Genomic DNA, 13,995 nt, shown 5'->3' on the forward strand with positions numbered 1-13,995 from the left:
CTGATCCCACATATTGGTTCACGGATCTCGGCGCGTTCCGTCCGGCACGCCGCTCACACCGGGCCCGACGTGCTCGGACGCACCCTCGACCGCACGCGGAAGGGGCGGCTGGAAGGGGCGCGCGGGCGTCCCGTCCACCGGTACCGGGCGGGCCGGGCGGGCACCCGGCGACGTCGCCGCCTCCAGCATCGCCTCCAGGTGCTCGGCCGGTACGCCCCAACCGAACAGCGCGCCCTGACCGAACCGGCAGCCGGCGGCGACCACCGCGGCCAGTTCCGTGGGGTTGGTCACGCCCTCGGCGACGACCTCGAGCCCGAGCTGGTGCCCCAGTCGCATCACGATGTCGACCATCGGCGCGAAGGCCGGGCCGTCCTGCCCCACCGGCCGGACCGGCTCGTGCTCGGCGACCAGACTGTGGTCGATCTTGAGAATGTCGATCGGGAGCCGACGCAACTGCCCCAGCGACGAGTAGCCGGCCCCGAAGTCGTCCAGCGCGATCCGCACACCGGTCAGACGCAGCGCGGTCAGCCGCCGGATCAGCTCGTCCAGGTCGGTGGCGACCGCGTGTTCGGTGACCTCCAGCACCAACCGCTGCGGCGGGACGTGGTGCGCGCGCAGCGCCTCGGCGACCTGCACCACGTACTCGGCGGCGTGCAGCTCACGCGGCGAGACGTTGACCGACACCCAGACGTCGTGCCCCTCGGCCAGCCAGCGGGACAACTGGTAGCACGCCTGGTGCAGCACCCAGGCGCCGAGCTTGGCGATCATCCCGCACTCCTCGGCGAGCGGGATGAACTCGTCCGGCCGGACGTTGCCCAGCTCCGGATGACGCCAGCGCAGCAGCGCCTCGGCACCGACCGGACGCACCGACGGCAACGAGGCCACCGGCTGGAAGACCAACCGCAGCTCGTCGCGCTCGATCGCGCCGCGCAGCTCGTGCTCCAGCGTCGTGCGGCGACGCAACAACCGGTCGTACGCCCCGTCGTAGCGCTCGATGCGGTTCTTGCCGCGCTGCTTGGCGTAGCGCAGGGCGGCGTCCGCGTGCCGCAGCAGCAGTTCGACGTCGGGTTCCTCGGCCCAACCCGCCATACCGATGCTGACCGAGAGGAACACCGGCCCCTCGGACTGCTCGTAGGCACCGCCGAGCACCCTGAGCAGCCGCTCGGCCACCACTGCCGCCTCGGCCGGGCCACCGTGCATGAGCACCGCGAACTCGTCGCCGCCGAGCCGGGCGGCGAGGTCACCGGGGCGCAGGTTGCCGCGCAGCCGCCGGCCCACCTCGGCCAGCACCGCGTCACCCACGTCGTGCCCGCGCATGTCGTTGACGTTCTTGAAGCCGTCCAGGTCCAGGCCGAGCAGGACGCAGGGCACCCGGGCCTCGGCGGACCGGTGCAGCGACTGCAACAGCCCCCGCCGGTTGGCCAGCCCGGTGAGCGCGTCGGTGTGCGCGAGCTGGCGGAAGTGCGCCTCCCGCTCGGCGAGCCGCCGGGCGTAGGCCCGCACGTCGTGCAGGGTGAGGTACTGCCGGGCGACCAGGGCGAAGCCCTCGATGCTGCCGGCGACGATGGCCGGACCGTCGAACCGGCCGTCCTGGAAGAGGTGGTACATCGCCGAGGCGGCCATCGCGATCATCGGCACCACCGCGTACTCGCTGTCGCGGCGGATCACGTCGACGGCGACCTGGTCCGGCGGGTCGATCCGGCGGACCGCCAGCGCGGCGGCGAGCAGGCCCACGGCGAGCAGCGCCGCACCGATGAAGGTCACGCCCGGCCCGCCCTGGCAGAGCCCGGCCGCGATGGCCAACCCGCCACCGGTGGCCACGGTGATCCCGCCGCCCAGCACCGCGAGGTGCTGCCGGGGCGGTGGTGCGCGGAAGACCATGATCGCGGCCAGCCCGGTGCTCAGCGCCGCGCTGGCCGAGGCGACCAGGATCGCCGGGCAGGCCGTCGGAGTGACCGCGCCGAGCAGTCGGGTCGGCTCGGAGAGCAGCACCCACCCCACGAACCAGAGCGCGGCACCGACGATCACCCCGTCCAGGGCCAGCCGGGCGGCGGAACTCGCCGAGCCGGCGACCCCGGGCATCCGGAGCAGGCCGGCGCCGAAGAGCAGGCTGCTCGCCGCCGTGCCGATCGCGACCAGCGTGGCCCAACCGGTGCGCTGCGCCTGCTCGTGTGCCCAGTGCCCGCCGACGGTGAGCGCCTCCGTCACCCCGACCAGCAGGGTCAGCAGGGCGATCACGCCACCGGCGGCCAGCAGCGCGTACGCCGAGCGGTGCGAGGCGGACCGACGGCGTACCGACAGGGCGAACAGCACACCGGCCGTGAGGGCGACCAGTGCGCTCGACACCGCGACACCGATCAACGCCGGGGGTGTGTGCACCCCGCCAACTCTGCCGGATCGGCTTGCGCCGTGGGGATCGGGTGTGCATCTGTTGGGACACGGTCCGTGTGCCTGTCCGACACGGGGTTCACGGTGCAAGACTGGTACGCATGCCTGAGCTGCGGTCGAAGACCTCCACGCACGGTCGGATGATGGCCGGCGCCCGGGCCCTGTGGCGGGCCACCGGGATGACCGACGACGATTTCGGCAAGCCGATCGTCGCCATCGCGAACAGTTTCACCCAGTTCGTGCCGGGCCACGTACATCTCAAGGACCTCGGCGGGCTGGTCGCCGAGGCGGTGGCCGAGGCCGGCGGGGTGGGCCGGGAGTTCAACACGATCGCGGTCGACGACGGCATCGCCATGGGTCACGGCGGCATGCTCTACTCCCTGCCCAGCCGGGAGTTGATCGCCGACGCGGTGGAGTACATGGTCAACGCGCACTGCGCGGACGTCCTGGTCTGCATCTCGAACTGCGACAAGATCACCCCGGGCATGCTGCTGGCCGCGCTGCGGCTGAACATCCCGACGGTCTTCGTCTCCGGTGGCCCGATGGAGGCCGGCAAGACGGTGGCGATCGAGGGCGTCGTCCACTCCAAGATCGACCTGATCGACGCGATGGTCGCCTCCTCGAACGAGGCCGTCACCGACGACCAGCTCGACGCCATCGAACGCTCCGCCTGCCCGACCTGCGGCTCCTGCTCCGGCATGTTCACCGCCAACTCGATGAACTGCCTGACCGAGGCGATCGGGCTGGCCCTGCCGGGCAACGGCTCCACGCTGGCCACCCACGCCGCCCGCCGGTCGCTCTTCGTCGAGGCCGGCCGCACCGCCGTGGAGATCGCCAAGCGGTGGTACGACCACGACGACGCCTCGGTGCTGCCGAGGATGGTCGCCTCCCGGGCCGCGTTCGAGAACGCCGTCGCGCTGGACGTCGCGATGGGCGGCTCGACGAACACGATCCTGCACCTGCTGGCCGCCGCCCGCGAAGCCGAGATGGACTTCACCGTGGCCGACATCGACGCGATCTCCCGCCGGGTGCCCTGCCTGTCCAAGGTCGCCCCGAACTCGCCGCAGTACCACATGGAGGACGTGCACCGGGCCGGTGGCATCCCGGCCATCCTGGGCGAACTCGACCGCGCCGGCCTGCTGCACCGGGACGTGCACGCGGTGCACTCCCCCTCGCTCGACCAGTGGCTGGCCGACTGGGACGTGCGTGGCGGCTCGGCCACCCCGGAGGCGATCGAGCTGTTCCACGCCGCGCCCGGCGGCGTGCGGACCACCGAGCCGTTCTCCACCACCAACCGCTGGTCGAGCCTGGACACCGACGCCGCGAACGGCTGCATCCACGACCGGGAGCACGCATACTCCGTCGACGGCGGGCTGGCCATCCTGCACGGCAACCTCGCGCCGGACGGCTGCGTGGTCAAGACCGCCGGGGTGCCCGAGGAGTGCCTGACCTTCCGTGGGCCGGCGAAGGTCTACGAGTCGCAGGACGATGCGGTCACCGCCATCCTGGCCAAGGAGATCGTCGCCGGGGACGTGGTGGTGATCCGCTACGAGGGCCCCAAGGGTGGCCCCGGCATGCAGGAGATGCTCTACCCCACCTCGTTCCTCAAGGGCCGAGGGCTGGGCCGGGCCTGCGCGCTGCTCACCGACGGCCGGTTCTCCGGCGGCACCTCCGGCCTCTCCATCGGGCACGTCTCCCCCGAGGCGGCCTCCGGCGGGCTGATCGCGCTGGTCGAGCCGGGCGACGAGATCGTCATCGACATCCCGAACCGGTCGATCGACCTGAACGTGCCGGCCGACGTGTTGGAGGCCCGCCGGATCGCCCAGGAGAAGCGGGACCGGCCGTACACGCCGGTCGACCGGCAGCGTCCGGTCTCCGCCGCGCTGCGCGCGTACGCCTCGATGGCCACCTCGGCCAGCGACGGCGCCTACCGCCGCGTCCCCGAATGAGATGAAAGGAGGGGTCCCCTGCTAACGCCTCGCGTATAGCAGGGGACCCTTCCTAACATTCCAGGCACCGCACTCGACGTGCGCGGCCCGGTGCGCTCAGGACTGCGCGAACATCTGCCCGATGCGGATCTTGTTGCCGAACGGGTCACGGATACCGAAGTCGATCCCGTACGGCCGCTCCATCGGCTCGTCGGTGATGTCGACGCCCTTGCCGACGAGCTCCTCGTACTTCTTCTGCGCGTCGTCCGTGGTCATGAAGAGGAAGCCGCCGGCCGCCCCCTTGGTGAGCAGTTCGCGGACCTGCTCGGCGGTGGCCGGGTCGAGACTCGGCGGGCCGGGCTTCTCCAGCAGGATCTCGCGCTGCCGGTCACCGGGAATGTTCACCGTGAGCCACCGCATGAAGCCCAGATCCTGGTCGGTGTGCACCTCCAGGCCGAGCTTGCCCACGTAGAAGTCGAGCGCCTCGTCCTGGTCGAGGACGTAGACCTGGGAGCGGCTGATTGCGTTCATCGTCATGGCCGGAACGCTAATGCAACGCTCTGACCTGCTGCTTATCCAAAACTGCTCGGCCTCGTCCAGGCTTTGGTGAAGCAGCCCGGCACCGGAGCGGCGGGGGCCGTCCGCCGCTTGCGGTAGTCGGTGGGCGACTCGCCGACGATCTGTCGGAACGTACGGCTGAACGTGCCGAGACTGCCGAACCCGACCGCGTGGCACACCTCGGTCACGTCCTGCTCGGTGTGCAGGAGGAGGTACATGGCGCGCTCCACCCGACGCCGTTGCAGATACCGGTGCGGCGTCTCCCCGAAGGTCGCCCGGAAGGTGCGGATGAAGTGGGCCTCGGAGACGTACGCGATCTTCGCCAGCGTCGGGATGTCCAGGGGTTGCGCGTACGCGCGGTCCATCGCGTCCCGAGCGCGCAACATCGCCCGGTTCGTCTGCTCGACCGCCCTGCTCACCGGCCATCTCCCCACGACGCCGAACAGATCAAGCCCGGCCGGCATAAATCCGATGGGCACTCCACTGGCCGAAGCCTACGCTCCCCGGTCGTTCAACCGACGACGTCGACGAAGCGGACAGGTTCTGCCAGGACAGCCACGCGACACTCATCCTTCAATGGCGTGCAGGTCGGGGGATTCGGCCGCCCGTCCCGCCAGAGGGCCTGCGCGCCGGGTAGCTCGGAGCCGTCGACCGCTGGTGGCATGCCTACTGCGACGCCATCCCCGACTGGTTCGAGCTGTACGTCGGCCTCGAATCCGCCGCATCGAGACTGCGGTTCTACAAGAACAGCCTCGTGCCGGGCATCTTCCAGACCCGCGACTACGCCCGGGGCATCTATCGGACCGACCAGCCCGACATGACAGACGACGACCGCGAACGCGCCGTCGACCTGCGTCTGCGACGCCAGTCCCTGCTGACCCGCCGCCTGCCCAAGGCACCACAGGTGCAGGTCGTCCTCTGCGAGTCCGTCCTACTCCGACCGGTCGACACACCGACCGTCACCGCTGAACAGTTGAGGCACTTGCAGGAGTTGAGCAACCTGCCGAACGTCTCGATTCGGTTCCTGCCACTCGCCGCCGGTCCGCACCTTAGGGCGGTCGGCGGCGAATTCGTGCTGCTCGACTTTCCCTTGGGCAACCGCGCTACTCCCGAACCTCCGGTCGTCTACTGCGAGTCGTGGACCGGGGCGCTGTACCTGGACCGGCCGACCGAGTTCGCCGCCTACGAAAGAGCATGGTCGAGCTTGCTGAGCCTCGCCCTTGATGAGGAACAATCAAGGCGACTAATCGACAAGATCATCGAGGAGGTTCACCGTGGTTGACCTGACCGGTGCCCGCTGGCGCAAGAGCACCCGCAGCGGCGGCAACGGCGGCGAGTGCGTCGAGGTCGCCGACAACCTGCCCGGCGTCGTCGCCGTCCGCGACAGCAAAGACCCGCATGGCCCCGCCCTCACCTTCACCCCCACCGCCTGGGCCACCTTCCTGACCACCACCCGCACCACCGACTGAGCCCGCGAACCCGGCGAGACCTCTGAATCTTGGACACTTTCCGTTCAGCTCGAACGGAAAGTGTCCAAGGTCGACGGTCGTTCCCAACGGCTACGTCGAATGCTGGGCGCTTTGCGTAGTTCTCCCCTGGCTTGCCATCTGCCGGACAACGAACTGGACGCCATACTCGCGGAAGCCGTCACGCTGTCGTCCCGCCCCTGAGCACTCACGGGCGATCGGCGCCGCCCGACCGTCCTCGTTCCCCACCGCCTGTCACATTGCCTACTATAAATTCGTGGAGGAGAAGGATCGCGCTGCCGGCCAGGAGGACCACGCACTGGCCGACTTCGTCCCTGAAGAACTCGACGAGATCCCCGCCGACGCCTCTGGCGAGACGAAATTTCTCTACCTCGTCGCCATCGCCGTGCAGATCGGGCAGATCGCGGTCACCGTGTGGGGGCTCGACCGCCTCTCCGATCCGAGCGTCGGCACCTGGGGCAAGATCGGCGCGGGCGCGGCCATCATCGTGGCGATCGGGATCTGCCTGAACGCCTGGAGTTCCGCCTACCACTCCGCCGCCTGGGACGAGCACCGCCCCAAGCCCAGGTGATCGTACGAGCAGAGGGGCGGCAGCCGGTCAGTCGTTGACGCAGCGGAGCACCGGGCGACTGGTGAGGGCGGTCGGGTCCAGGGGTGCCGACGACCGCACGACGAAGGTCGTCGACTCGCCGGGCAGCAGGGTCACCAGGGCCTCGTCGACCTCGGCGGACGGGTCGAGCCGGTCGGGATGCAGCGTCAGGTCGCGCAGCACGGTGCGGGCGGTGACGCGTACCCGCTGGGTGTCCTCGACCTCTTCCACCACGGCGTCGAAGGATGCGGTCGGCCAGTGGATGTCGCGATCCTCGGCGAAGAACCAGAGTGCCCGGTCGGGGCCGGCGTCCGCGACGAGCAGCTCTGCGCGGGCCTCGTCGGGGCGGGTCAGCTCCGCCGACAACGGCACGGTCACCGTCGCGTACGCGGGAACCTCCAGCTCCAGCGTGGTCTTCGCGCGGGGCTCCCCGGCCAGGGTGAGCCGGGTGACCGTGGTCGACGCGTGCCACGGTCGGCCGCCGTCGTTGACCGCGACCAGGGCCAGCCCGCCGTCACGGGGCTGGACGGTGAGCAGGCGGTCGGCGTAGGCCCGGCGCAACGCGTACCAGAGGGGCTTGCGGCGACCGTCGCCGTCGACGGCGGCCCACGAGGTGACCGGCCAGCAGTCGTTGAGCTGCCAGACGATGGTGCCCATGCAGTAGCCCCGGTGGGAGCGGAAGTGCTCGACCCCGAGTTGGATGGCGCGGGCCTGGTTGAGCTGGGTCAGGTAGTGCCAGTCGTCGAAGTCGCGCGGCACGGGCAGGTGGGCGTCCAGTCCTCGGCGGAGCTTGAGGTCGCCGTCGGTGGCCTTCTGGTGGTGCGCCATGCCGGGTGAGTCGTGGGCCAGCGGCTCGTCGGACAGGGCCCGCCGCAGGGTGGCGTACGCGGGTGGGGCCTGGTAGCCGAACTCGGCGACGAAGCGGGGCAGGTGCTCGCGGTACTTCGTGTAGTCGTCGGTGTTCCAGACGTCCCAGATGTGCGTGGTGCCGTACGCGGGATCGTTGGGGTGGACGTCCTCCCGGCCGGAGTACGGGCTGCCGGGCCAGTACGGGCGGGTCGGGTCCAGTTCGGCGACGATCCGGGGCAACAGGTCCAGGTAGTAGCCATGCCCCCAGGTGCGTCCGGCGAGCGGCTGCTGCCAGTCCCAGTCGTGCCAGCCCCAGATGTTCTCGTTGTTGCCGGTCCACAGCACCAGCGAGGGGTGCCCAGCCAGTCGGGTCACCTGTTCGGCGGCCTCGGCGGCCACCTCGGTGCGCAGCGGCTCCTCCTCCGGGTACGCCGCGCAGGCGAAGAGGAAGTCCTGCTGCACCAGCAGGCCCCGCTCGTCGGCCAGGTCATAGAAGTCGTCCGACTCGTACCGGCCGCCGCCCCAGACCCGCAGCAGGTTGACGTTGGCCGCCTCGGCCTGGTCGAAGCGGTGTGCCAGACGGTCCCGGGTGACCCGGTGGGGGAAGGCGTCGTCGGGGATCCAGTTCACCCCGCGTACGAAGAGGGGCACGTCGTTGACGTGCAGCGTGAAGGGGGCGCCGTGCGCGTCGGGGGTGGTGTCCAGGCGTACCGAACGGAAACCGACGCGCCGGTGCCAGTCGTCGAGCGCCGCACCGTCCGGCCCGCGCAGCGTCACCGTCAGGTCGTAGCGGTGCTGCGCACCGTGCCCCTGAGGCCACCACAGCTCGGGTCGGTCGACGGTGAGGGTGAGCACGGTCGACCGCTCCCCCGCCGGGATCGTCACCTCGGTCGTCACACCGGCCACCTCGGCGTGCACGGTGACCGGCACGTCGGTGGCGCGGTCGACCTCGACGTGCAGCTCCACCCGGCCGGTACCGTCGGCGACGGTGACCAGCGGACGTACCCGCGCCAGCCGGGCGGTCGACCAGCCGTGCAGGCCGATCTCCTGCCAGATCCCGGCGGTGACCAGGGTCGGGCCCCAGTCCCAGCCGAAGTTGCAGGCCATCTTGCGGATGAACTGGAACGGCTCCGGATACGCGTTGGGCCGGTCACCGAGACGGTCGCGCTGCGCCTCGGCGTACCGGTAGGCGGAGTCGAAGTGGACCACGAGGTTGTTGTCCTCGGCGCGCAGCAGCGAGGTCAGGTCGAAGCGATACGCCCGGTGCATGTTCTCGGTGCGGCCGACCTCGACGCCGTTGAGCGTGATCGTGGCGACCGTGTCCAGCCCCGCGCAGACCAGGTCGAGCCGCTGGTGGTCGGCGTCGGGCCGGTCGAACGTGGTCTCGTACACCCAGTCGGTGCGGCCGATCCAGGCCAGCGCGGTCTCGTTGTCGTCCAGGTACGGGTCGGGGATCAGCTCCGCCGCGAGCAGGTCGGTGTGCACGCAGCCGGGGACGGTGGCCGCCACCACCCGACCGTCGACCTCCGGTGGCACCTGCGGACCGGGCACCGGCCGTATGGTCCAGCCGTCGTGCAACGGCAACCGGTCCGGCCGGCTCCCCCGTGCGTCGCTCAAGACTTCACCGCGCCTTCCATGATTCCTCGGACGATCCGGCGACCGCCGATGACGAGTACGACCAACAGTGGCACCGTGGCCACGAAGGCACCCGCCAGCACCCGTCGGTAGATCACGTAGTTGCCGCTGGCCAGGTCGGAGATGGCCACCATCGAGGTGGGATAGTCGGTGCCGTTCAACGTGATCAGCGGCCACTGGAAGTCGTTCCAGGTGGCCACGAACGTCAGCAGGCCGAGCACCGCCAGCGCCGGGCCGATCGCCGGCAGCACCACGCTCCAGTAGATCCGCATGGTGGTGGCACCGTCCACCCGGGCCGCCTCAACCAGTTCGTCCGGCACCGAGTTGACGATGAACTGTCGCATGTAGAACACGCCGAAGGCGGTCACCAGGCCGGGCACGATCACTGCCAGCAGCGTACCGTTCCAGCCCAGTTTGCCCATCACGATATAGAGCGCGACGACGCCGAGCTGGTTGGGCACGGTCAGGGTGAGGATCACGAAGAGCATCAGCGGCCGGCTGCCCCGGAACTGCAGCTTGGCGAAGGCGAACCCGGCGAGCGAGCAGAAGAACAGCACCGCCGCGGTCACCGTGGTGGCGACGATGACGCTGTTCACCAGCGAGGCGGCGAAGTAGACGTCCTGGAGGGTGAAGACCTCGTTGAGGTTCACCAGGAACTGGTCGCTCGGCACGACCGCCGGTGGCAGCTGGGCGGTCGCCTCGTCGGTGCTGGTGGCGATGACGAACATCCAGTACAGCGGGAACGCCGCGAACAGCGTGGTCACCGCCAGGAAGAGGTACGTCCCGATGCCCGCCGGGGTGTCCTGCGGGGCCCGGCCGTACGACCCGGTCCGCCTGCGTCCACCGGGCGGCGTGCCCGGCTTACGGGGCCGGGCCTCCGTGGTGCTCGGTGCGCTCATCTGCGGCCCCCCGAGATGCGATTGGTCAGCAGGGTGTTCAGGGCCGCGACCGCGAGGATGATGAGGAACAGCGCCCAGGACATCGCGGCGGCGTACCCGAGGTTGAGGTCCTTCCAGCCGACCTTGTAGATGAGCTGCGCGACGGTCTGCCACTCACCGCCGGCGCCACCTCGGGCGGTCTGCGCGTTCAGGTCGAACAGCATCGGCTCGGTGAACAGTTGCAGCCCGCCGATGGTGGAGAGCACCACAGTGAAGATGACCACCGGACGGATCATCGGCACCGTGATCCGCCAGAGCTGTCGCCACGGCCCGGCTCCGTCCAGGGCCGACGCCTCGTAGACGTCGCGCGGGATGGACTGCATCGCGGCCAGATAGAGCAGGGCGTTGTAGCCGATCCACTTCCAGTTGACCATCGTGGCGATGGCGATCCAGGAGTGGAGTTTGTCCGCCCGCCAGTCGATCGGCGTCTCGGTGCCGATGCCGAGCAGGCCGAGCGCCCAGTTGGCCATGCCGAAGTCGCGGGAGAAGAAGACGTTGAACACCAGCGTGGACGCGGTGATCGGGGTGATGTACGGCAGCAGCGCGCCCACCCGCCACCAGGTCTGCGCCCGCAGTCGTCGGTTGAGCATCGACGCGATGACCAGCGCGAGCAGCAGTTGCGGGACGGTGGAGAGCAGGAAGATGCCGAACGTGTTGTAGAGCGCGTTGCCGAAGTCGCCGTCGGTGAGGAGTCGGCGGAAGTTCTCCGTTCCGGCCCAGCCGGTCAGTTCCGGGTCGTCCAGCCGCCAGTGGCGCAGCGCCACCACCCCGTTGAAGATCATCGGGAACAGGCCGAAGACGAAGAAGAGCAGGAAGAACGGCGCGATCAGCAGGTAGGGCACGTACCGCATGTCGAAGCGGTGCAGCCGGTCCCGCCAGGTCAGGGACCGGGCGGTGCGGGGGCGGCGGGTGGCCGGGTCGGGGGCCGCGCGCGTGGTGGGCATGGGCACACTCCGGGTACGCGATGACGGGACGGAGACCGGGGCCGGGTGGCGCGGGTGCGCCGCGCCACCCGTACCGTCATCTGCCGGCCTTCTCGGCTTCCTTGATCGCTTCGGCCCAGGCCGCGCCGGACGCGAGCGTGCCGTTCTGCACCCGGTTGATCACGTTCTCCACCGCGACCCGGGTCGGCCCGTTCTTGCGGCCCAGGTACTGCGGGGTGAGCCCCTCGGCCATCTTCGGGAAGATCTGCCCGACCGGCGCGGAGTTGAAGAACTCGTTCTTGAACTCGGCGATCGCCGGATCGGCGTAGAGGGCGGGCTGCGAGGGCAGGTTGCCGACCGTCTTGAAGACCTCGATCTGCTGCTCCGGCTGGATCAGCCACTCCACGAACTTGTACGCCTCGTCGACGTTGCGCCCCTGCTTCGGCACGGTGAGGAAGGAGCCGCCCCAACTGCCGCCGCCCCCCGGCACGGTGGCGATGTCCCACTGTCCCTTGGTGCCGGGTGCGGTGTTCTGGATGTGCCCGAGCATCCACGCCGGGCAGGGCAGCACCGCGAACGCGCCGCTGGTGAAGCCCTTGTCCCAGTCGGCCTGGAAGCTGGTCAGGTTCGCGGAGATCCTGGCGTCGGCCGCCCTGACCGCGTAGTCGAAGGCGACCTTGGGGCCGCCGGCCATCTGCAACTGCTCGTCGGCGTCGAAGAAGCCGACCTGCTGCTGCCCCAGGATCGGGTTGAACAGGTTGGTGGCGTTGTCGATGAACTTCTTCCCCGTCTCGGCGGTGTATCCCTCACCGACCTCCAGGAACTTGTCCCAGGTGGGCCAGAGTGCGGAGACCTGGTCGCGCGCGGTGGGCAGACCGGCGGCGGAGAACAGGTCGGTGCGGTAGCACATGGCCAGGCCGCCGACGTCGGTGCCGAGGCCGATCTGGGTGGCACCGTCGGCGGAGAGCGACTGCTTCCACTTCCACGGCAGGTAGTTGGTCTCGTAGGTGCCGGCGCCCTTGTCGAGCAGGTTCACGAACTTGTCGGCCTGGCTGCGGAACTGGACGATGAACCCCTCGTCGATGGCGGCGATGTCGGGGGCGCCGGAGCCGGCGATGAGCTTCTTCTGCAGGTCCTCGTGCTGGGCGTTGTACTCGCCCGAGTTGAGGGCGATCTTGACGTTGGTGTTCTCCGCCTCGTACTTCGTCTTGAGGTCCTGCAGGCCGAAGTCGCCCCAGAAGTTGATCGTCAGGGTGACCTCACCGCCGGAGCCGCCGGTGGTGCTGCGTCCGCTGCACGCGACGACGAGCGAACCGACCGTCAGACCCACGGCTGCGACCCGCAGCCACCGGGGCGTGGACCGTCTCATGACCCCTCCTCCAAGCAGGCTGGGAATGCTCAATAAATCGAAGAACATTGACTGAACCGGATAAGTTAGGACCGTAAGGGCCCGCTCTCGCGGTGTCAACGGCGCGTTACGAACAGCGCCTAACGGTGACCTGCCGGTCGGCTGAACCGAACAAGTGACGGCGTCCGACCGACCGATCGAGACGGTGTCGGACCGGCACCGGGACAGCGGCGGGCGACCGGTAGCGTTGGTGCCCGACGCCCGCGCCACCGCGCGCGGCGGGCAGGCAGAGCGATCAGGAGGACGTACGCCGGTGAAGCGGCCCACCATCGCGGACGTCGCCCGGCGGGCGGGGGTCTCCAAGGGCGCGGTGTCGTACGCGCTCAACGGGCAGCCGGGTGTCTCCGAGGCGACCCGGCAACGCATCCTCGCCATCGCCGCCGAGATCGGGTTCAGTCCGAGCAGCGCCGCCCGGGCCCTGTCCGGCGCGACCGCCCGGGCGATCGGGCTGATCCTGGCCCGACCGGCGCAGACGCTCGGCATCGAACCGTTCTTCATGGAGCTGATCAGTGGCGTCGAGGCGGAACTCTCCGCCCGTTCGTACGCGCTGACCCTCCAGGTGGTGGCCGACCAGGACGCCGAGATCGCGGTCTACCGGCGCTGGTGGGGCGAACGGCGGGTGGACGGCGTACTCGTCTGCGACCTGCGCACCGACGACCGGCGGGTGCCGGTGCTGGAGGAGCTGCGCCTGCCCGCCGTGGTGATCGGCGGGCCCTCCGGCACCGGCCGGCTGACCAGCGTCTGGTCCGACGACGCGGCGGCCCTGGTGGAGACCGTGGAGTACCTGTACGCGCTGGGACACCGGCGGATCGCCCGGGTCGGCGGCCTGCCCGACCTGTTGCACACGGCGACCCGCACGAGGGCGTTCGGCGAGGTGTGCCAGCGGCTGGGGCTGGCCGAGGCGACCACCGTCTCCTCCGACTACACCGGCGAGGAGGGCGCGCGGGCCACCCGCCGTCTGCTCAGCTCCCGGGTCCGGCCGACCGCGGTGATCTACGACAACGACGTGATGGCCATCGCCGGACTCTCGGTGGCCCAGGAGATGGGACTCGCCGTCCCGACCGAGCTGTCCATCGTGGCCTGGGACGACTCCCCGCTGTGCCGGCTGGTGCACCCACCGCTGACCGCGCTCGGCCGGGACATCCCCGCGTACGGCGCCCACGCCGCCCGACACCTGCTCCAGGCGATCGAGGGCGCTGCGGCGGTGGTCGTCGAGGACGAGACCGCGCACCTGACCCCGCGCGGCAGCACCGGTCCACCCCCGCCTCGTTCATGAACCGGTTAAGCCGCAT

Annotated in this window: 12 protein-coding genes; 5 read left to right on the plus strand and 7 right to left on the minus strand. The window is 70.1% G+C overall.

Annotated elements, in window-relative coordinates; translation table 11 throughout:
- Positions 1–18 precede the first annotated feature (18 nt).
- Complete coding sequence (locus ACIBO1_RS21680; protein WP_396749249.1) at positions 19–2,379, minus strand: putative bifunctional diguanylate cyclase/phosphodiesterase; 2,361 nt, start codon at positions 2,377–2,379, stop codon at positions 19–21.
- A 110-nt stretch (positions 2,380–2,489) separates the two neighbouring features.
- Between ACIBO1_RS21680 and ilvD the strand changes: the two genes are divergently transcribed.
- Entirely contained in the window at positions 2,490–4,337 is a 1,848-nt protein-coding gene (ilvD, locus tag ACIBO1_RS21685; protein WP_396749252.1) for a dihydroxy-acid dehydratase, read from the plus strand.
- A gap of 96 nt (positions 4,338–4,433) precedes the next feature.
- Here the strand turns inward: ilvD and ACIBO1_RS21690 are convergent, their stop codons facing one another.
- Complete coding sequence (locus ACIBO1_RS21690; RefSeq protein WP_396749255.1) at positions 4,434–4,853, minus strand: VOC family protein; 420 nt, start codon at positions 4,851–4,853, stop codon at positions 4,434–4,436.
- 35 nt (positions 4,854–4,888) lie between these two features.
- A complete protein-coding gene (locus ACIBO1_RS21695; protein ID WP_396749258.1) occupies positions 4,889–5,293 on the minus strand; it encodes a helix-turn-helix domain-containing protein in 405 nt (134 codons plus the stop codon).
- 278 nt (positions 5,294–5,571) lie between these two features.
- Between ACIBO1_RS21695 and ACIBO1_RS21700 the strand changes: the two genes are divergently transcribed.
- From ACIBO1_RS21700 to ACIBO1_RS21710, 3 genes are all read left to right on the plus strand, one after another.
- A complete protein-coding gene (locus ACIBO1_RS21700; protein WP_396749428.1) occupies positions 5,572–6,156 on the plus strand; it encodes a DUF5753 domain-containing protein in 585 nt (194 codons plus the stop codon).
- Positions 6,149–6,343, plus strand: coding sequence for a DUF397 domain-containing protein (locus ACIBO1_RS21705; protein ID WP_131052029.1), 195 nt, complete (start codon positions 6,149–6,151; stop codon positions 6,341–6,343). Before ACIBO1_RS21700 ends, ACIBO1_RS21705 begins: the two co-directional genes overlap by 8 nt.
- Positions 6,344–6,617: 274 nt before the next feature.
- The gene (locus ACIBO1_RS21710) at positions 6,618–6,932 is read left to right on the plus strand and encodes a hypothetical protein (protein ID WP_396749262.1); all 315 of its coding nucleotides are present in this window, start codon (positions 6,618–6,620) and stop codon (positions 6,930–6,932) included.
- Between the two features lie 27 nt (positions 6,933–6,959).
- On the opposite strand, the gene ACIBO1_RS21715 is transcribed toward ACIBO1_RS21710, so the two are convergent.
- The 4 genes from ACIBO1_RS21715 to ACIBO1_RS21730 form a co-directional block, all read right to left on the minus strand.
- On the minus strand, positions 6,960–9,416 hold the full coding sequence (locus tag ACIBO1_RS21715) for a glycoside hydrolase family 2 protein (RefSeq protein ID WP_396749265.1): 2,457 nt from the start codon (positions 9,414–9,416) through the stop codon (positions 6,960–6,962).
- Entirely contained in the window at positions 9,413–10,333 is a 921-nt protein-coding gene (locus ACIBO1_RS21720; protein WP_396749267.1) for a carbohydrate ABC transporter permease, read from the minus strand. The genes ACIBO1_RS21715 and ACIBO1_RS21720 overlap by 4 nt, the downstream gene beginning before the upstream one ends.
- On the minus strand, positions 10,330–11,316 hold the full coding sequence (locus tag ACIBO1_RS21725; RefSeq protein WP_396749269.1) for a carbohydrate ABC transporter permease: 987 nt from the start codon (positions 11,314–11,316) through the stop codon (positions 10,330–10,332). The genes ACIBO1_RS21720 and ACIBO1_RS21725 overlap by 4 nt, the downstream gene beginning before the upstream one ends.
- 76 nt (positions 11,317–11,392) lie before the next feature.
- Positions 11,393–12,664 carry an extracellular solute-binding protein gene (locus ACIBO1_RS21730; protein WP_396749271.1) on the minus strand — a complete coding sequence of 424 codons (1,272 nt, stop codon included), beginning with the start codon at positions 12,662–12,664 and terminating at the stop codon, positions 11,393–11,395.
- Positions 12,665–12,956: 292 nt separating this feature from the next.
- Between ACIBO1_RS21730 and ACIBO1_RS21735 the strand changes: the two genes are divergently transcribed.
- Positions 12,957–13,979, plus strand: coding sequence for a LacI family DNA-binding transcriptional regulator (locus ACIBO1_RS21735; RefSeq protein ID WP_396749273.1), 1,023 nt, complete (start codon positions 12,957–12,959; stop codon positions 13,977–13,979).
- Positions 13,980–13,995 lie beyond the last annotated feature (16 nt).

It is taken from the genome of Micromonospora sp. NPDC049903 (genome assembly GCF_044460945.1).
Taxonomy (GTDB): Bacteria; Actinomycetota; Actinomycetes; order Mycobacteriales; family Micromonosporaceae; genus Micromonospora.